Source organism: Halomonas sp. SH5A2 (assembly GCF_014263395.1).
GTDB lineage: Bacteria > Pseudomonadota > Gammaproteobacteria > Pseudomonadales > Halomonadaceae > Vreelandella.
Map to the genome: position 1 here is coordinate 3,001,605 of NZ_CP058321.1, position 18,676 is coordinate 3,020,280.

The 18,676-nt window shown below is 59.1% G+C and carries 14 protein-coding genes; 7 read left to right on the forward strand and 7 right to left on the reverse strand.

Features of this window, described 5'->3' with window-relative positions:
* The first annotated feature begins 8 nt into the window (after positions 1–8).
* The 4 genes from HXW73_RS13955 to HXW73_RS13970 are packed head-to-tail and all read left to right on the forward strand — an operon-like array spanning position 9 to position 6,459.
* Positions 9–1,214 (forward strand): efflux RND transporter periplasmic adaptor subunit, encoded by a 1,206-nt coding sequence (locus HXW73_RS13955; protein ID WP_186253666.1) that lies wholly within the window; start codon positions 9–11, stop codon positions 1,212–1,214.
* Positions 1,214–4,312, forward strand: a complete 3,099-nt coding sequence (locus HXW73_RS13960; RefSeq protein WP_186253667.1) for an efflux RND transporter permease subunit — start codon at positions 1,214–1,216, stop codon at positions 4,310–4,312. Before HXW73_RS13955 ends, HXW73_RS13960 begins: the two co-directional genes overlap by 1 nt.
* A complete protein-coding gene (locus tag HXW73_RS13965) occupies positions 4,312–5,730 on the forward strand; it encodes an ATP-binding protein (protein ID WP_186253668.1) in 1,419 nt (472 codons plus the stop codon). Before HXW73_RS13960 ends, HXW73_RS13965 begins: the two co-directional genes overlap by 1 nt.
* Before the next feature lie 30 nt (positions 5,731–5,760).
* A complete protein-coding gene (locus tag HXW73_RS13970; protein ID WP_186253669.1) occupies positions 5,761–6,459 on the forward strand; it encodes a response regulator in 699 nt (232 codons plus the stop codon).
* A gap of 12 nt (positions 6,460–6,471) precedes the next feature.
* Here the strand turns inward: HXW73_RS13970 and HXW73_RS13975 are convergent, their stop codons facing one another.
* Positions 6,472–7,335, reverse strand: coding sequence for an alpha/beta hydrolase (locus HXW73_RS13975; protein ID WP_186256034.1), 864 nt, complete (start codon positions 7,333–7,335; stop codon positions 6,472–6,474).
* A 245-nt stretch (positions 7,336–7,580) separates the two neighbouring features.
* Here HXW73_RS13975 and HXW73_RS13980 point away from each other — a divergent pair, with 245 nt between their 5' ends.
* Together HXW73_RS13980 and betT are read left to right on the forward strand one after the other, a co-directional pair.
* Positions 7,581–7,967, forward strand: a complete 387-nt coding sequence (locus HXW73_RS13980; protein ID WP_186253670.1) for a hypothetical protein — start codon at positions 7,581–7,583, stop codon at positions 7,965–7,967.
* Between the two features lie 252 nt (positions 7,968–8,219).
* Positions 8,220–10,259: a choline BCCT transporter BetT gene (gene betT, locus HXW73_RS13985; protein WP_186253671.1), complete on the forward strand. Its 2,040-nt coding sequence runs from the start codon at positions 8,220–8,222 to the stop codon at positions 10,257–10,259.
* Between the two features lie 55 nt (positions 10,260–10,314).
* On the opposite strand, the gene HXW73_RS13990 is transcribed toward betT, so the two are convergent.
* Positions 10,315–10,929, reverse strand: coding sequence for a methyltransferase domain-containing protein (locus HXW73_RS13990; RefSeq protein ID WP_186253672.1), 615 nt, complete (start codon positions 10,927–10,929; stop codon positions 10,315–10,317).
* Between the two features lie 163 nt (positions 10,930–11,092).
* Positions 11,093–12,613, reverse strand: coding sequence for an acetaldehyde dehydrogenase ExaC (gene exaC / locus HXW73_RS13995; protein WP_186253673.1), 1,521 nt, complete (start codon positions 12,611–12,613; stop codon positions 11,093–11,095).
* A 117-nt stretch (positions 12,614–12,730) separates the two neighbouring features.
* Between exaC and HXW73_RS14000 the strand changes: the two genes are divergently transcribed.
* The gene (locus HXW73_RS14000; RefSeq protein WP_186253674.1) at positions 12,731–13,420 is read left to right on the forward strand and encodes a response regulator; all 690 of its coding nucleotides are present in this window, start codon (positions 12,731–12,733) and stop codon (positions 13,418–13,420) included.
* Here the strand turns inward: HXW73_RS14000 and HXW73_RS14005 are convergent.
* The 4 genes from HXW73_RS14005 to HXW73_RS14020 are packed head-to-tail and all read right to left on the reverse strand — an operon-like array spanning position 13,417 to position 18,675.
* Positions 13,417–14,817: an ATP-binding response regulator gene (locus tag HXW73_RS14005; protein ID WP_186253675.1), complete on the reverse strand. Its 1,401-nt coding sequence runs from the start codon at positions 14,815–14,817 to the stop codon at positions 13,417–13,419. The two genes, HXW73_RS14000 and HXW73_RS14005, sit on opposite strands and share 4 nt — an antisense overlap.
* Positions 14,789–15,952 carry a nitric oxide-sensing protein NosP gene (nosP, locus tag HXW73_RS14010; protein WP_186253676.1) on the reverse strand — a complete coding sequence of 388 codons (1,164 nt, stop codon included), beginning with the start codon at positions 15,950–15,952 and terminating at the stop codon, positions 14,789–14,791. Before nosP ends, HXW73_RS14005 begins: the two co-directional genes overlap by 29 nt.
* Complete coding sequence (locus HXW73_RS14015) at positions 15,933–18,167, reverse strand: ATP-binding protein (RefSeq protein WP_186253677.1); 2,235 nt, start codon at positions 18,165–18,167, stop codon at positions 15,933–15,935. Before HXW73_RS14015 ends, nosP begins: the two co-directional genes overlap by 20 nt.
* A complete protein-coding gene (locus HXW73_RS14020; RefSeq protein WP_186256035.1) occupies positions 18,157–18,675 on the reverse strand; it encodes a molybdopterin-dependent oxidoreductase in 519 nt (172 codons plus the stop codon). Before HXW73_RS14020 ends, HXW73_RS14015 begins: the two co-directional genes overlap by 11 nt.
* Position 18,676: the final 1 nt, after the last annotated feature.

An 18,676-nucleotide genomic window follows, 5' to 3' on the forward strand; every position in this document is an offset into this window, starting at 1 on the left:
CCGCGACCATGACAGATCATCAACCTCTCTCACCATCACAACATGGTCGCATTCGGCTAAGCGCAGTGGTTGCGCTGTTTGTTTTGATAGGGGGTGCGGCACTGGCATGGTGGATCGTGACTCAACCTCCGCGTATCGAGCGCCAGCCCCCGCCTGAACCGACACCACCACTGGTCGATGTGGTCAGCGTATCATCCGCCGCCCGCTCCCCTGATCTGCAAGGCTTTGGCCGCGTTGAGGCTGAGCAGGAAACCATGCTCGCCAGCCGGGTCGCCGGTCAGCTCGAACGGTTCGCCGAGGGCGTGATGCCGGGTCAGGTAGTCGAGCAGGACGCGCCCGTCGCGCATATCGACCAAGCCGACCTGCAACTAACCCTGGAAGATGCCGAGGCTCAGTTAGCCGATGCCCAGGCGCAGCTCGCGCTGGAACAGGCGGAGCAGCAACGCGCCCGCAGTGAGTATGAGTCTTTCGGGCGCCAGCTCTCCGCCGAACGCCGGGCGTTGGTACTCCGCGAACCCCAGTTGCGCCAAGCCCAGGCGTTGGTTGCCCAGGCGCGCGTTGCCCGCGACCAGGCCGCGCTGAACCTGGACCGGGCCACCCTGCGTTCGCCCTGGCGGGCGATGGTGCAGGAGCGCTTGGTCGGCGCGGGCAGCCTGCTGAGCCAGGGCACCGAGGTGTTGCATCTGGTGGGCGTCGAGCAGTTCTGGGTGCGCGCCTCGCTGCCAGGAGAGTGGCTTAACTGGCTGCAGGAAGGCAGCCGTGTCAACTTGTCCAGCAGCGGCTGGCCCGCGGGCGAGCAGCGCGAAGGAACACTCGCCTCCATTCTCCCTGCGCTGGAAGAAAACGGCCTGCAGGCTCAGCTACTGATTGCCGTTGATGACCCGCTGGCGCTTAACACCGAAGGCCCGGCCCTGCGCCTCGGCGATGTGCTGCGCGTCTCGTTTGCCACCCGCGACAGGCCTGATCTCATCGCCCTGCCCTCCGCCGCACTACGACCCGGCGAACAGGTGTGGTGGGTCGACGACGATGACCGCCTGCAGCGTAGTCACGTCACGCTCGCCTATCGCGGCCAGGATCAGGCATTGGTCAGCAGCGGCCTGGCCAATGGCCGACGCGTGGTAACAGCGGGATTGGCCCAGCCCAGAGAAGGTCAGCGTGTGCGACTCCGGCAACGCGGCGACACAATCTCGAACGACACCGGGGGTGACAGCTGATGCTGCATAAAGGCCCCCTGGCGTGGATGGTCGACCATGGCGTTGCCCCGAATCTGTTGATGATCCTATTTATTGTCGGCGGGCTCATGGCGTCGCTGGCGATCAAGAAAGAGATCTTCCCGGAATTTGAAACCGAAGTGGTCCAGGTCACCATCAGCTACCCGGGCGCCACCCCGGAAGATATCGAACAAAGCCTGCTGCTGCCTGTTGAGGCGGCCATTTCCGATGTCGAGGGCATCGATGAACTGACATCCAGTGCCAGCGAGGGTAGCGCCAACGTCAGCGCCACACTGGTGGATGGCATCGACGTGATGCGCGCCTATCAGGATATTCAGCAGTCGGTTAACGCGATCACCACGCTGCCCAACGCCGCTGACCCACCCCGCTTCACCCTGGCCGGCCGCACACGGAGCGTGTTGAGCCTGCAGGTTTACGGCCAGACCGATCTGGGCACGCTCCACGATGTGGCGGAAAACGTCCGGGCCGAACTACAGGCCACCGACGGCCTTTCCCGCGCGGAGCTATCGGGGAACCGCGACCGGGAAATTCAGGTACTGCTGGATGACGAGGCCATTGAACGCTACGGTCTCGATCATCAGGCGCTTGCCAACGTGATTGGCGAGGAAGCTCTCGACCTGGCCAGCGGGCAACTGACCACCGACGAAGGTGAGTGGCTGATTCGCTATCAGGGGCGGCGCAACAGCGCCGATGCCTTCGCCGAGCTGCCGGTCCTCACCAGCACCCAGGGTATGCCGATTCGGCTAGGCGATATCGCCGACGTCCGCGAGGGCTTTGCCGAAACCGACCGTGAGGAATTTTATAACGGCCAACCCGGCCTCTCGGTAGATGTCTACCAGATTGGCGACCAAACACCGACCAGCATTTCAGAAGCCGTCAACGGCGAGCTTGAACGCCTGCGTGCCGGGCTACCCGAAGGTGTCAGCCTGGATATTTCCCGGGACAGCTCCGAGATCTACGAAGACCGATTGGGCCTGCTGCTGAAAAACGCCTGGATGGGCCTGGCCCTGGTCCTGGTGTTGATGGCGCTGTTTTTGGAAGCCCGCCTGGCCTTCTGGGTCACGCTGGGGATTCCCACGGCCTTTTTAGGCGCAATGCTATTCCTCCCCTGGATCGGCGTATCGCTGAACATGATATCGATGTTCGCGTTTATCATCGCGCTAGGCATAGTGGTCGATGACGCCATCATGGTGGGTGAAAATATCTACAGCTACCGTGAAGAGGGCTATTCGCTGCGCGATGCAGCGGTCAAGGGTGCCCGGGAAATCGCCACGCCGCTAACCTTTGCGATTCTTTCCAACATCGTCGCCTTTCTACCGCTGTTGTTCCTGCCCGGCTTCCTGGGGCTGATTTTTGCGACCGTCCCGGTGGTGGTCATCACCGTCTTCTTGATTTCCTGGGTTGAGGCGCTGTTTATTCTGCCCGCGCACCTGGCCCACAGCCGTAAACCCCGCCAGACACCTGTTTGGCAACGCCCGCTGGAAGCCTTGCGACAGCGCATGCAAGGCGGGCTTCACCACTTTACCTATCATCAGTTCGAGCCCTTCTTGCAGCGGGCGCTCAATGTCCGCTGGCTGACCGTCGCGCTGGGAATCGTCATCCTGCTGGTCACGCTTGCCTGGAGCATGAGCGGGCGGCTTGGCTTCTCGCTGATGCCACGGGTCGAGTCCGATGAGGTCGAAGCCAGCGTCACCCTGCCCATTGGAAGTCATATCAGCGTTAGTCGCGAGCTCAGCCAACAGCTATTGGATGCCAGCGATCAGCTTAGTCAACGTGAGGCGTCTCTCCACTTTAGCAGCACCCATACCCGCTTGGACGGTGAGAGCCTGCAAGTAGAACTGGAGATTGCGCCAGAAAGCCTTGAGGATTGGCCGCCTTCGCGAGTCGCCCGGGAGTGGCGCGAGCTAACCGGCGATTTACTTGGCGCGCAGTCGGTGCGCTTTGCTTCAGATGCAGGCGGGCCGGGTAGCGGTGCGGCGCTTAGCTTACGCCTGTCACACCCTGACACCCAGGTACTCGAAGGAGCGGCCAATCAGTTGGCCGATTCACTGGGCAATTATGGCTTGATCGATATCGACAGCGGCCTGGGCGATGGCAAGCCGCAGCTTGAAATGCGCCTTTCCGCCGAAGGACGCTCGCTGGGCCTTACCGGCAGCGACCTGGCCCAAGCCCTGCGCGGCCCCCTCCAAGGTGCCACGGCACTGGAGCAGTTTGTCGGGCGCAGTGAAGTCAGTGTCGAGGTACGCCTGCCCGAGGCCAGCCGCAATAGCCTGAACGAACTCTACCGCCTGCCGGTGCGCACTCCTGACGGCCTCAGCGTGCCGCTTTCCCGGGTGGCGGATATCTCGCTGAGTCAGGCCTCCAGCGGCCTTGAACGAATTAACGGCCGGCGCGTTATCACCGTCACTGCGGATGCCGAGGAAAATCTGCCCATCAACCAGGTACTGGCCACCCTACAGACGGATGTTTTCCCCGACCTGGAAACCAACTGGCCAGGACTTGAGGTCACCCTGGGCGGGCGCCAGCAGGATACCGCCGATAACCTCGCCACGTTGCGCACCGCCATGTGGCTGATGATTGCCGCGCTTTATGCCCTGCTGGCGATCCCGTTCAGAAGCTACCTGCAACCGCTGCTGGTGATGGCCGCGATCCCCTTTGGTATCGTCGGGGCAATTGTCGGCCACATGCTGATGGGCTTTGGCTTGTCGATCATCAGCCTGCTCGGCATGCTGGCACTCTCCGGGGTGGTGATTAACGACGCCCTGGTGCTGATCGATTATGCCAACCGCAAGCGGCGTGAGGGCATGGCGGCGCGCGAAGCCATTGTCACCGCCGCCACCCGGCGCCTGCGCCCCATCATGATGACCACTCTGACCACGTTTTTGGGGCTGGCGCCGATGATTCTGGAAACCTCCCGGCAGGCTCGCTTCATGATTCCCATGGCGATTTCGCTGGGCTTTGGCATGCTTTTCGCCACGCTGATTCTGCTGATTCTGGTGCCGTGCCTCTACCTGAGCCTCGAGAATCTGCGCGAGCGGTTACGCACGCCGCCGCAGCCGCATTCGGCAGGAGCTAGCTAATGTCGTTGATCTCGTTGCGCTCATCCCTGGGCCGCTTTCGCTGGCGCTTCTCGCGGCTGGGGTTGAAGCTGTTCCTGATCATCCTGAGCGTCAACGTGGCGATTTCCACTGGCGCCTTCCTGGCCGTCTCGTACAGCATTGACCGGGGCTTTCTCGACTACCTGAATCAGGCCCAGGAGCGTCGAGCCACCTTGCTGGCCGACAGTCTTGTCACGCGCTGGCAGCCCCGGCAAAGCTGGACGTGGCTCGAGCGCTCACCGGAACGCTGGCCCATGGTCGTGCGCCACGCATTGGGCCAAGAGCACCGCGAACGCCCAAGCCCACTCGGCGAGGCACAGGACTTTGTGCTGCGCGATGCCAATGAACGTTTTGTGATCCCGCCGCATAATGCCAGTCAGAGCAACTGGCACTGGCTCACGCTACGCAGTGACGACGAAGAGATCGGCGAACTGGGGTTTCGTCCTCCCCAGCAAGTCATGGAGCGCATGGAAAACCGCTTCCTTGAACGTCAGCAGCGCAATCTGGTGATTATCGTTCTCTCTCTGGGTGTCGCCTCATTGTTACTGGCCGGAGGACTTTCCTGGTGGCTGGGGCGGCGCACTCGCGCCCTGGCCACCGCCACCCGTCGCTTGACCGAAGGGGATTACCACAGCCGCCTGTCCGAGCGTGGCCGCGACGAACTTTCGCTGCTAGCCAGCGATTTCAACGTATTGGCGGCTACCCTGGAAGCAAGCCGCAACGCCCGGGCCCGTTGGGTCTCCGACACCGCCCATGAGCTACGCACCCCACTGGCGGTACTACGCGGTGAAATTGAAGCCATGCAAGATGGTATTCGCCCGCTGAACCAGGAAAGCCTGGGGTCCCTCGGTCAGGAAGTGGATCAGCTTGAGCGGCTGGTCGCTGACCTGCGTCTGCTTTCGCAAAGCGATGCCGGCGCGCTGGATATTCAGCTGGCGCCGATGAACCTCAGCGATGCCCTAGCTGGTCGCCTGGAAGATGCCGAGCGCTGGCTGAAAGACAGCGACATGAGCCTGACCCAACACATCGCCCCCGGCATGATGATTCGCGGGGATGCCCAGCGCCTGCGCCAGCTATGGGATAACCTGCTGGATAACAGCTGTGCCTATACAAGCGCCCCGGGCTCACTCAACGTCACCCTGACCCAGGACGGAAACGAGGCCGTGGTCCACTGGCAAGACAGTGCGCCAGGTGTGCCCGATAGCGAGCTTGCGCGCCTTACTGAACGACTTTATCGGGTCGAAGGCTCGCGCAGCCGTTCAAGCGGTGGCAGCGGCCTTGGCCTGTCGATCGCCAGTGCTTTGGTGCACGCCCATGGCGGTAGCCTTTCGGCCTCTCATTCGACGCTGGGTGGGTTATGCTGGACACTACGCTTCCCGTTGCTGAACGCTAATAGTTAATCCAGTCCTTTTTCTTCAAGCGAGCTTGCCATGATGGATACTCACTCTTTACTGGTCGTGGAAGACGAACCCAAAATTGCCCGCTTGATGGCGGACTACCTAACCACCCATGGCTTCGAGGTGACCACTCTCGACCATGGTGATCATGTGATGCCGTGGATTGAAAAGCAGGTCCCTAGCCTTATCCTGCTCGACCTGATGCTGCCCGGCAAAGACGGCCTGACACTATGCCGCGAAATTCGCCATCAATGGCCGCATATCGCGATTATCATGGTGACCGCCAAGGTCGAGGAAGTGGATCGCCTGCTGGGGCTTGAACTAGGGGCCGACGACTACATGTGCAAGCCGTTCAGCCCGCGCGAAGTGGTTGCCCGCGTCAAGGCGGTTCTCCGGCGAAGCCAGGCGGCCGCCGACAATACCCCGCAAGCGACGAGCAACGCGCTGGTGACGCTCGACGAAGATGGCTGGCAAGCGCTGGCACAGGGCCATGACCTGGGGCTGACCGCGGTCGAATTCCAACTGTTGCGGGTGATGATGCAGGCACCGGGGCGTATCTTCAGCCGCGAGCAGCTGATGGATCACATGTACCGCGACAACCGGATCGTTTCGGAGCGCACCGTGGACAGCCACATCAAGAAGCTGCGCAAGAAAATCCACGAGGCACTCCCCGAGCAGGAGATTATCCGCTCGGTGTACGGGGTCGGCTACAAGTACCAGCCCGAAGGCTAGCAATCTGCCACCTCAAGGCGCGACCTGCTCATTGAGAAACGCAATCCCTGCCTCTATCGCGCCGCCACGCAGCAGAAAGCTGGCGAAATGGCCACGCCCATGCAGCAGGTAGAGCTCGCTTTCCACGCCGTTGTCGATCAGCGTCTGATAAAACTCTTCCGCATGGTCCACCGGTACTAACTGATCCCAGGTGCCGTGAAAGAGAAAAAACGGCGGCGCCTCCGACGTTATCTGGCGCTCGGGGGAAGCCAGGCGGTAAGCCTGATTTTTTTCAGCCCGCGTACCGCCGATAAAATCGACGACCAAGCGTCCGTCATCAAATTTGAGTAAATCGCTGGGCAGGCCACCGGCCAGCACTGCGGCTAAACGGCTCTGTTCCCCTCCGTATGGCTCCGCCAGCGGTCCTTCCGATCCGGCCAGCGCCAGCAGGCTCACCAAGTGCGCGCCGGATGAAAAGCCTACGCCTACAATGCGCTGCGTATCCACTTGCCACTCATCAGCATTCGCGTGAATCCAGGCCATCGCCTGCTGCAGGTCATGCAACTGCTCGGGAAACTGGTAGGTCGGCGCAAAGCGATGCTCGATATTCACCGTCACGTAGCCCTTTGCTGCCAACTGCTCGGCAATGCCCTGCATATCGTCAGGGCCACGATTGCGCCACCCCCCACCGTGGACAATCAGCGCCGCGGGGCGACGGCTCTGGGTAGGTGATGCAGGTAAATAGACCTCGGCGTTGAGCGCCTCAGGCCAGGCATCGGGCGTATAGGGGGTGGGTGGAAGGCGCTTATAGGGCAGCACCTGATGAGTATCTTTACCAGCGCCGCCGGCGGGCTCGCCTTGGCTGGCAAGGTGCGTGACGCCGCAGCCGCTTAACATCAACGCTAAGGCACTCACCGCACTACAGCGTCGTAGACGAGACCACCGCGATATATTCAACAAAGCATTTCTCCTTGAACAATCCCCCACTCCCCCCAGCGAGCTTACTAGGGTTTGTACGAAAAGTCGGCGGGCGCAGGGAGTTTTCGTACAAAGCCTAAGATCACGATTGTTGCACACTCCCTGCAAAGGGTTTGCACCCAGCCGGACAATACTGACAGCGTCAACCCACCAGGAGATACGTCATGACCCTTTCACTTCGTCAATTAATTGCCCCGGCGCTGTTCGCCGCCGCCTTGCTGCCATTAGCCGCGACCGCCCAGGCGGACCATCACGATGGCGAGAAACCTCACCATGACCGCGAGCGCATGGAAGAACGCATGCAAGAGCATCGTCAGGACGTCTACGAGCGCGCAGAGCTCAGCGACGAGAAGCAGCAAGCACTGAACGAGGCCCACGAAACATTTCGTGATGAAATGAAAGACGTTCGCGACGCCCACCAAACACGTATGGCCGAGATTCTGACCGAGGACGAGCAGGAAGCGCTGCGCAACGCCATGCACGAGGCCCGTGAAGAATACCGCGAAGGCCACGGCAAACGTCATCATGGTGACGAGGAAGCTAGCCAATAAGCGCGTTTATTTAACGTTCAATACGCTGCTAATGCCCGGTTCTGCCGGGCATTTCTCTTTCTATACTGATTTAGTGATGCAGTCGATTAACCCAGGTCCAGCCATGGTACTGGTCATAGAATGGGCACAGGGAGCTGAAACACAGACTTGAAGGCAAAGGGTAAAGCGCGTATTTTATTTGAACGTTCATTTAAAATAAAATCTTTGAAGAACGCTTCTACCCTTTTTGTCTAACAACAGGAGTCCGCCTCCATGGCGAAAGACAACCCCGTTCTACCCTCCCGAGACCGTCTCAACCCCGTGGTATTCCACGGCAGCGTGGCGGGCATTGTGGTCTTTCTGGTGCTTACCATGCTGTTCACCGAGCAGGCCGGTAACTTTTTCGATGCTGGCCTTGCCTGGGTGAGCAAGACCTTTGGCTGGTATTACATGCTCGCCATCGTCGCTTACCTGGTTTTTGTCGTGATGATTGGCATGTCACGCTACGGCAGTATTCGGCTGGGGCCTGACCATTCACGACGGGAGTTTTCCCTCTTGTCTTGGTCGGCCATGCTGTTTGCCGCGGGTATCGGTATCGACCTACTGTTCTTCAGCGTTGCAGAGCCGGTTGCCCATTATTTGGCACCACCGGATCTGACCCCCGAAAGCCAGGCAGCCATGCGCAATGCCGTCGTTCAAACCTATCTGCACTGGGGCCTCTCCGGCTGGGGACTCTATGTGTTGATGGGTATGGCGCTGGCTTACTTCAGCTACCGCCACCGCTTGCCGCTGGCAATTCGTAGCGCCTTATACCCCATACTGGGCAAGCGCATCCATGGTCCTATCGGTAACGCCGTTGATATTACGGCGGTGATTTCCACCGTGTTCGGCATCGCGACCAGCCTGGGCATTGGCGTCATGCAGCTCAACTACGGCCTGAACTACATGTTCGATGTGCCGGAAACCCTCACCGTGCAGATCATATTGATTGTGCTGGTCGTTGTGTTAGCGACGATTTCCGTGGTAACTGGTGTTGAAAAAGGTATCCGCCGACTCTCCGAATTCAACATGCTATTGGCATTGGCGCTAATGCTGTTTGTGCTGTTTTCCGGCGATACGCTGATGCTGCTGGATAAAGTGGTCAACAACGCCGGTGATTACCTTTCCGGGTTTGTGGCCGCCAGCTTCAACACCTATGCGTTTGACGGTGAAGGCGCTCAACAATGGAAAATGTGGTGGACGATCTTCTTCTGGGGCTGGTGGATTGCCTGGACACCGTTCGTCGGCCTTTTCCTGGCGCGTATTTCGCGTGGCCGCACCATTCGTGAGTTCGTTGCCGGTGCGCTGTTTATCCCGCTGGCCTTCATGATGGTGTGGATGTCCATTTTCGGGAACAGCGGGATCGAACTCGTCGCCAACCAGGGCATCACGGAGCTAGGCGAACAGGCACTCAATACGCCGCAAACCACCCTTTACACCCTGCTTGAATACTATCCGTATGTCGGCATTACGGCAGCGGTGGTCACCGTATTGGGCATTGTGTTCTTTATTACCTCGGCCGACTCCGGTGCGCTGGTACTGGCCAACTTTACGTCCATCCTCAGCGACGTGAACCACGACGCGCCAATCAAACTGCGGATTTTCTGGTCGGCCATCATTGGCTTGATCACCATTGCGCTGCTGATGGCGGGGGGGTTGAACGCGCTGCAAAGTGCCGTGGTGATTACCGCCCTACCATTCTCACTGGTGATTTTCGCCATCATGGTCGGCATGGTCAAAGCCCTGAAGCTTGAAGGTAGCAAGGCCGACGCACGCCGCATGATTGCAGGCGGCGCCTCCGGCGGTGACTGGCGTGAACGACTTGACCGGGCCCTGGATACGTCCAACCGGGCTGGCGCAGCGGCCACCATCGAGCACTCGATTCGTCCGGCAATGACACAGTTTGCTCAGGAACTGGAGAGCCGTGGCCAGACCGCCAACGTGACCGAAGAACAGCTGGAAGGCGAGTCATTGCCTAACGTGATGCTGCAGGTCGACTTTGGCGACGCCACCAGCTTTGTCTACCAGGTCTGCCCGCACCGCATGCGGACGCCAAGCTTTATCCCGGCGGATGATGACTTCTACGTGCGGTTGGATGTCTTCCTTGCCGAAGGCGGTCAGGATAAAGACCTCAACGGCTATACCCGTGGTCAGGTCATTGGTGATCTGGTGGCCGAATACGAACGCCACCTGCACTTCTTGACGCTGGCAGGCCATCAACAGGCCATGCCGGGCACCATCGGCGAACCGCCTGAAGAGTCCACTCAGCCTTAAACCAAGAGTACCAAGCGTACTATGCCCTCCCGGCCCGATGGCTGGGAGGGCATTTTTACGTCAGCTTATGAGTAAAGTGAGCCAGCTGTGTCGGTTGACCCAGCAAGTCATGCCACTCGCCAATACCGGTGAAGCGCACTCGATAGCCATTGCGTTTGGCCACCCCTCTTGCCCACTGCTGAAAACGCCCCCGCGACCATTCAAACTTATGGTCCGGATCTCGATACTCGCCCTCATCCAACCCAAGTAGCGGGTTATAGTCGGCATTGGGTGTGGTGATTACCAAATAGCTCGGCCGAAAGCTTGCAAACACCGCTTTTTCTACCGCAGACAGTTGCGCCGGTGGAACATGCTCAATGGTTTCCACCATCGCCGCGGCTGAAAAATGTTGTAGTGGTTGTTTGTCATCTGCATACGAGCCACAGATTAGCTCCAGGCATTGCGGCGCTCGGGGTAAATCCGCCAAGCGAAACTTGGCTTGAGCCAATAGCTCACCGTCGAGTTCGACACCAACGACTCGCTCAAACTGCTCCACTTGCAATAAATATTGCAACAATCCTCCCGAGCCGCAGCCTAAATCCAGCACCTCGCGGGCTTGCGTTGCCCGCAGCTGCTCGGCTACATAAAGCAATCGCTGTTGATGAAGGTCCGGCGTTTCTAAATCGGTCACACAGACTCCAGTGTAAGGCCCTGTTTTCAGACATGACCCAATAATGACGTATTTAAAGCCTCATTCTTTGACTTTTGAATCAACGGGCAATAAAAAGCCTCCTATAATGGAGGCTTTATCAAACAACTAGCAAATTGTTACTGCGTCATTCTACCCGACCCGGTTAAAAGAAGCCCAGCGGATTGATGTCGTAGCTGACCAGCAGGTTTTTGGTTTGCTGGTAATGTTCCAGCGCCATTTTATGGGTTTCGCGACCCACGCCGGATTTCTTATAGCCACCGAATGCCGCGTGGGCGGGATACTGATGGTAGCAGTTGGTCCAGACGCGCCCGGCTTGAATGCCACGACCCATGCGGAAAGCGACGTTGATATCGCGGCTCCACAGGCCAGCGCCCAGACCGAACTCGGTGTCATTGGCAATCGCCAGCGCTTCTTCCTCATCCTTGAAGGTGGTCACCGCCACGACCGGGCCAAAGATCTCTTCCTGGAAGACGCGCATCTTGTTGTTGCCCTTGAGCAGCGTCGGCTGAACGTAATAGCCATTGTTGAGGCTGCCTTCCATGGTCTCTTTATTACCGCCGGTAAGGAATTCCGCGCCTTCATCGCGGGCAACATCCATATATGACATGATCTTGTCGAACTGTTCCTGCGAAGCCTGCGCGCCTACCTGTACGTCGGTATCCAGCGGGTTGCCGCGCTTGATGGTCTGCGTACGCTCGATGACCTTGGCCATGAACTCGTCGTACATGCTTTCCTGAATCAGTGCGCGCGATGGGCAGGTACATACCTCGCCCTGATTAAAGAACGCCAGCACCAGGCCCTCGACCGCTTTATCAATAAACGTCTGCTCGGCGTTCATGATATCGGCAAAGTAGATGTTGGGGGATTTACCGCCCAGCTCGACCGTGGAGGGAATAATATTTTCCGCCGCGCACTTCAGAATGTGCGAGCCCACCGGGGTCGAGCCGGTAAAGGCGATTTTGGCAATACGCTTGCTGCTCGCCAGCGCCTGGCCTGCTTCTGCGCCAAAGCCGTTGACGATATTCAACACCCCTGGCGGCAGCAGATCGCCAATCACTTCCATGACTTTCAAAATCGACGCGGGCGTCTGCTCAGCGGGTTTGAGCACCACACAGTTGCCCGCCGCCAGTGCAGGCGCCAGCTTCCAGGTGGCCATCAGAATCGGGAAGTTCCAAGGGATAATCTGCCCCACCACGCCCAGCGGTTCATGGAAGTGGTAGGCCACCGTGTTAGCGTCGATATCCGCCGCCGTGCCTTCCTGGGAGCGTATGCAGCCAGCAAAGTAGCGGAAGTGGTCAACGGCAAGTGGGAGGTCGGCGTTCAGGGTTTCGCGCACGGCCTTGCCGTTATCCCAGGTTTCAGCAACGGCGAGCATTTCCAGGTTCTGTTCGATGCGGTCGGCGATCTTCAGCAGAATATTGCTGCGCTCCTGTGCCGACGTTTTGCCCCAGGCAGGTGCGGCGCGGTGGGCCGCGTCCAGCGCTTTGTCGATATCTTCCGCGCTCGAGCGGGGAATTTCGCAAAATACCTGGCCGTTAACCGGGCTGACGTTATCGAAGTATTGGCCTTTCACCGGGGGAACAAACTCGCCGCCGATGTAATTGCCGTAGCGTTTTTCGAATGATACGAGTGAACCAGCATCACCAGGATTGGCGTAGATCATTATTGAGCTCCTGCGTATTATGATTATTAAAGGTTGCTCATGCAGTGTTGGTCAGACGGGCGTAACGCGATATACCCCGTTGGCAGGATGCGCCCTCATCCCTTGGTAGGAGACGCCATGTATTCGTTATTGGTGGCAGACGATCATCCGCTGTTTCGCGACGCGCTGCAGGTGGTGGTCAGCAGCGGCTTGCCGCATAGCCAACTATTGGAAGCCGATAGCCTCGCCGCCGCCATCCCCCTGATTAGCGAGCACGACGGCCTGGACTTACTGCTGCTCGACTTGAGTTTGCCCGATGCGGATGGTCTAGATGGTTTGACCCACCTGCGCGAGGCGTTTCCCTGGTTGCCGGTGGCGATTATTTCGGCGCATCAGGAGCGTCAGTTAGTGCTGGATGCGATCAGCCTGGGCGCCGTGGGTTACATTCCCAAATCAACCCCCCGAGAGGCCATGCTCAATGCGCTCACTCAGATTCTTGAAGGGCAACTCTATCTGCCACCTGATGTGATGCGTCGCCCCCCCTCAGCAACGCCCCCAGCCGAGACCAGAACATCGGCAGCCGCTGAACACCTGGCCGGTGAAAGGCTCGCCCAGTTGACCGATAAGCAGCTTGCGGTGTTGCGCTGCATGACCCAGGGCATGTCGAACAAGCTGATCGCCCGCGAACTGAGTATTGCCGAGACCACCGTCAAAACCCACGTCTCGGCGATCTTACGCAAGCTGGAAGCCACCAGCCGCGTCCATGCCATCGTGATGGCGGGCGAGGCTAACCTGCCGCTTTATTTGGCCAGTCGAACGACGCGTTAACCCTGGCCGCCCTGCGGGGTTAACAGGCTGACCAGCAGCATCCGCAGGCGCATCGGCTTTAACGGTTTCAACAAGCAGTGCATGCCTGCTTCGCGGGCGGCACGGCTGAGTTGTGCATCATGGTTGGCGGTAATCACCACCGCTGCCAAGCCTGGATAGCGACGCCGTAGACGCGCCGCCAGTGCCAAGCCTGTTTCCCGGTGATCGCCAAGATGATAATCAACCAGCAATACATCAGGGGTCTCTCCGTCACTGGTGGCCTCCAGAGCACTGGCCGTGGCCGCCGCCCGTACCCGGCAGCCCCAGCTACCCAGCAGCGCCTGCATGCCGTCGATAATCGCCTCATCGTCATCGATAACCCACACCACGCATTCATCAAGCGGAGAACCGGGGTTATCGTCTGCCAATGCGCCTCCCTGCTCAGCACTACGTCGAGACGAGGCGACATGGGAAGACGCATAAGGCACGGTGATCGAAAACAGCGATCCACGCCCAGACCGCGAGGTCAGCGTTACCGGCTGGTCCAGCATGGTGCTGATACGGTCGACGATAGCTAAGCCGAGACCCAGCCCACGGCTGTGGTGGCGCTGGGCGTCCGGGGCGCGCTGAAACTCAAGAAATATCGCTTCGCGCTGCTGTTCGGCAATCCCTGGGCCGGTATCACCGACCATAATCTCGACGCCCTCGGGACGGCGGCGACAGCCCAACAGCACATGGCCGTGCTCGGTATAGCGCACGGCGTTGCTCAAGAAGTTGCGGATCACCCGTGCCAGCAACGCCAGATCTGACTCCACCATCACATGCGAGGGCACGTAATGCAGGCTCAAGCCACGTACGGCCGCTACCTGGCGATACTCCTCCGCCAAGGCATCCAGCAAAGTGCTGACCGCAAACGGTGCTTTGTCGGCGTGCAGCACTCCCGCATCAAGGCGCGAAATATCCACCAGCGTGCCCAGCAGCCCTTCGACATCTTTCAATGAACGCCCCACATGGCCGACCAGCGTATACGAGGCCTCGGGCAAGGAATGAGCTTCCAGGGCACTGACAAACAGCCGGGCGGCGTTAAGCGGCTGCAGCAGGTCGTGACTGACGGCGGCGAGAAACTTGGTTTTCGACAGGTTGGCGGCGTCAGCATCGGCTTTCGCCGCCTGTAAACGCGCGTTGGCCTGCCCCAACTCGTCCAGGGCTCGGTGCAGCGCATCGGTGCGTTCCTTGACCTGTTCGGCGAGCAGAACAGAGCGCTCGAAAGCCGCGTAAGGCGCGCCATCGGCACCGCTGCCCGATTCCACACGGCTCATCAGCGCCTGACACACCTTGCGCAAACGGCGATTTTCTTCGCGTAAGGCCTCAGGGCTGAGTGTCGTGTCGTCACCCGTCGAGAGTTGGAAGAGTGCCAAGCGCCACTCCTGTAAAGGTTTGATTGACATGCATGCCGTGGTGCTGCTCACCGTAGGTGTTAAACCCCACTACCCGCGACCTTTGCAGCAGCGCCGAGGCCTGCTCGAGATGGTCGACGGTTTCCAGCTCCATGCGGCGTAAAAAGCAGTCGCAGCCGATCATCAGCGATGGCGGGCCCAACCGTGCCGTTACCCCGCCAAGCATGCGATTGAGATCATCCAGTAACGGGGCGGGCTGCATCGCCGTCAGTACAATGCCGTTTTCCACCGCACAGTAAAAGCTTAGGCTACCGTCGTCATTCACGCGCTGAATCGAGCGCACGAAATGCTGCCCCCCAAGCTGCACCGCGAGGGGGTGCCGTGCAAACACCTCGGGCACGAGGGCATCTAGCGAGACGCCTACCAAATCAGCGTAGACACTGGCCGCAGGAAGGCCGTTCAGCTCCACCACTCGACGGCGCTCGCGGTCCGCTTCGGTCACTACCAGCTTATGGCTCAGCGGCAATAGATGATGGGTCGAGAACACTTCAAACGGTAGACACGTATTGATCATCACGATCACGGCGGCACGGCTGTGAAAGCGACCGTTGGCATAAACATGGGTGTGGGCAAGATGGTTATCGTCACCGGCAGAGCCGCCGAAGCTGGGTATGCGCCCCAAAGCCGCGTCCAGCGTCGCCAACACCTGCTCCTCGCGGCTTGAAAGCCCGTCCAGCAAGGTCAACGCAAAACTATGCTCGTTCACCGGTGCCAGCGCCCGATGACGGCAGCGCTCGAGCAAGTCATCGACCAGCGGCTGGGCGTCGCTCAGCGCGAAACGGTCCAGATCATCGACCAGCGACGTTTCCATAGCGAAGACCCGATGATCAAAGCCAATCGCCACAATGCTGCCGCGATCATATCCCTCGGGGGTAATCTCGCCTGCCGTGGTACAGCCACTGACCGGCACCGTCGGAAAAGCGTGCTCCAGCGCGGCCGATAGCCGGTCCAGATCATACTCGGCACTACAGAAAAAAATAACGCCGCCAAGCTCGGCATGGCTGAGACCCTCGGCCAATACTTGCACAGCCTGCTCGGCATTGGCCGATCGGCTGGCGACCACCACGGTGCCGTGGTTAGCGAGAGAAGTCGTCACGCTGCCATTTCTCCAACGCCAAATGCGTACGCGCAGCGGTTTGCCGCAGCGCGCTCAAAGCATGATTCAGCTCGCCAGCAGCAGGCGTCTTGCCCACCAACATCTCGAGCTGCTTGGCATACTGCGCCACCTGCTGCGCCCCGATACCCAGCGCTTCACCGCGCAGTTGATGGGCCAACCGAGCAATTTGTTCAGTATGCTCGTCAGACAGCGTCTCGAACCCGAGATAGGTCGTAAATTGCGCCAGATAATCCTCAACTTGACGGTGGTATAGGGCAATTAGCTCGCGCAGATGATCCTCATCAAGGGTGTCGGAAAGGCTGGTCAAGGTGTCCTCATTGAGCAGGGCGTCATCCCTTGAAGGCGCAGTGGACTGAAGAGGAGCGTCCGTGAACTTACCCAACTGAAATGCGAGCACATTGCTCAACGCACTCGTTGATAACGGCTTGATGATGTAGTCATTCATGCCTACCTCCAGGCAACGCTGCCGATCATCCTCAATACCGCCTGCGGTCATTGCCACGATAGGCACCTCGACCAGCCAACCACCCTGTGCGCGTAGCTTTCGGGTGACTTCCAGGCCATCCATATCGGGTAGTTGGATATCCATAAAAATCAGGTGGAAACGCTGAGCCGCTACCATGGCCAGCGCATCATGACCACTTTCAGCACAGACCACATCGCAGCCCAGGCGCGCCAGCAACTCAATGGCGACTTTGCGGTTGATAGCGTTGTCTTCTACCAGTAGCAGTGACGTACCGGCGAAATGTTGCTGGGTCGACGAAGATGGCAGCTCCGTGTGCTGGTGGGGGGTGGTTTCCTCCAGGGGTAGTTGGCAGCGGAAGGTGCTGCCCTCACCGGGCTGACTATCAACGCTCAACTGCCCATCCATGGCGTCGCTTAACCTTTTGCAAATGGCCAGCCCCAGGCCAGTGCCGCCAAACCGCCGGGCGACCGATGCATCGGCTTGCTGGAAAGGTTCGAAAAGACGCTGTTGTTGTACGTCGCTCAGACCACAGCCCGTATCGATGACGTCGAAGAGTAAATAGTCAGCCGTGGCAGAGACTCGCACAGTGACCGCCCCGTCATCGGTGAACTTGATCGCGTTGGCCAGCAAGTTGAGCAAAATTTGCCGTAGACGACCCGCATCAACCATCACCCAGGCAGGCACCCGTTCATCCACCTCGGTAGTGAGCGCCAGACCTTTAGCTTCAGCCCTTGGCTTGAACAACGCCACGACGCTTTCGACCAGCGGCTTGACCGCGGTGGGTGCCGTTTCAAGACGAAGATGGCCGGCTTCGATTTTGGAAAAATCCAAAATTTCATTGATCATCGCCAGTAACTGATTGGCACTGTCATAGATCGTGCTGGCGTAATCTTCAACCTGTACCCGATTGGCAGGCTCGCGCAACAATTCGCTCATCCCGATGACGCCATTGAGCGGCGTGCGAATTTCATGGCTAACCATGGCGAGAAAGTCGGATTTCGCTTGATTGGCTGCCTGGGCTTGCTCGGCGGTGACTTCCAATTGGCGGCTCAGCTGTTCCTGGTCTCGCCGGGCAGCGGCGCTCTCACGCATTTCCCTTACCAGAAAGACCACCACTAGCAATGCCGCCAGGCTCATCGCCAGAATCAGGCTCATCAGTAGCTTGTACAGCAGGCTAAGCTGGGCACGCTCTTCAGTGGCGGACTCTGCCAGATAACCATTGATCGTGATCACCAGCCGTTCGGTGAGCCGCGTCAGCGCCTGCAGTTCGGTTTCCAGTGCGGTGATCGGCATCTGTTCGAGATTTTCGTGTGGCTCAAACATCGGGTCGAGCGTGTCTAGCTGCTGCTGGATTTCATCGAGTAGCTGACGCGCAGGGTCAATGCGGTTGAGCAACTCGCTGACCTCCCCCTCGTTGAGCAAGGTAAGGCGGCTATAGAGCAACTCAAACCCCAGTTCCAAGTCATCCTGAGCACTCGGTGCTATCGGCCCCCGGGTCGCGTTGAGTAACTGGTTAAGTAACTGGACGGCATCACGGTCCAGCTTGTAAACCACCCAGGAGGTATCTTCGCGCAGGGTTTGGGTCAGGTTATCTTGCCGCCAGGCGGCGATTGTCGCGACGACCAGGGCTGCCGCAAACAACACCACAGCGGCCATGGCAACCAGCTTGAAGCGCCATGGATAGCGCAGCAAGCGGGGATAATGCGTCAAGGGAACGCTAGAGGACATTAATCAGCATCACCTGCCAGACGGCTCGAAAGCGCATTTTCTCACTCAACAAGGCGTCATCCTGATCAAAGGGGTACAGTACCCAAAGCGGGCCGTATTCTCGGACTGGGATCGTTTCACCGTCGCGTTTGAGCGCAAGAATGACATCGTAGTCATAAAAATCACTGACCGGAATTTCCGCCTCGTAGCCATTCAGTGCCAGTACATTGACGTTGCCATCCTCCACACCCAGATACGCCAGCAAGTCGCGCATTAGCGGGCCTTCATAATGATGCTGGCTGTCGGTCCAGGGCGTGGTCGTGGCAAAGTCATGCTGCGGCAGTTGCTCCAGCATCTGGCGATCAAAATGCGCCTCGTCGCCGACATTCGTGCAGGCAATGTCACCCTCAACTTTAAGAATCACCGGCCCTGTTGGCGAATGGCTTTCAACTGACGTGGACGCGACCCCCGCCAAGGGAATGCCGAACGCCAGCAGGACGGCTCTCAATAAAAACGCCTTCACTGCGATA

Excerpts from the sequence above, each read along its gene's own strand:
- HXW73_RS13955 (WP_186253666.1), top strand. The coding sequence starts at position 9 with ATGACAGATCATCAACCTCTCTCACCATCACAACATGGTCGCATTCGG.
- HXW73_RS13960 (WP_186253667.1), top strand. The coding sequence starts at position 1,214 with ATGCTGCATAAAGGCCCCCTGGCGTGGATGGTCGACCATGGCGTTGCC.
- HXW73_RS13965 (WP_186253668.1), top strand. The coding sequence starts at position 4,312 with ATGTCGTTGATCTCGTTGCGCTCATCCCTGGGCCGCTTTCGCTGGCGC.
- HXW73_RS13970 (WP_186253669.1), top strand. The coding sequence starts at position 5,761 with ATGATGGATACTCACTCTTTACTGGTCGTGGAAGACGAACCCAAAATT.
- HXW73_RS13975 (WP_186256034.1), bottom strand. The coding sequence starts at position 7,335 with ATGTTAAGCGGCTGCGGCGTCACGCACCTTGCCAGCCAAGGCGAGCCC.
- HXW73_RS13980 (WP_186253670.1), top strand. The coding sequence starts at position 7,581 with ATGACCCTTTCACTTCGTCAATTAATTGCCCCGGCGCTGTTCGCCGCC.
- betT (WP_186253671.1), top strand. The coding sequence starts at position 8,220 with ATGGCGAAAGACAACCCCGTTCTACCCTCCCGAGACCGTCTCAACCCC.
- exaC (WP_186253673.1), bottom strand. The coding sequence starts at position 12,613 with ATGATCTACGCCAATCCTGGTGATGCTGGTTCACTCGTATCATTCGAA.
- HXW73_RS14000 (WP_186253674.1), top strand. The coding sequence starts at position 12,731 with ATGTATTCGTTATTGGTGGCAGACGATCATCCGCTGTTTCGCGACGCG.
- HXW73_RS14015 (WP_186253677.1), bottom strand. The coding sequence starts at position 18,167 with ATGTCCTCTAGCGTTCCCTTGACGCATTATCCCCGCTTGCTGCGCTAT.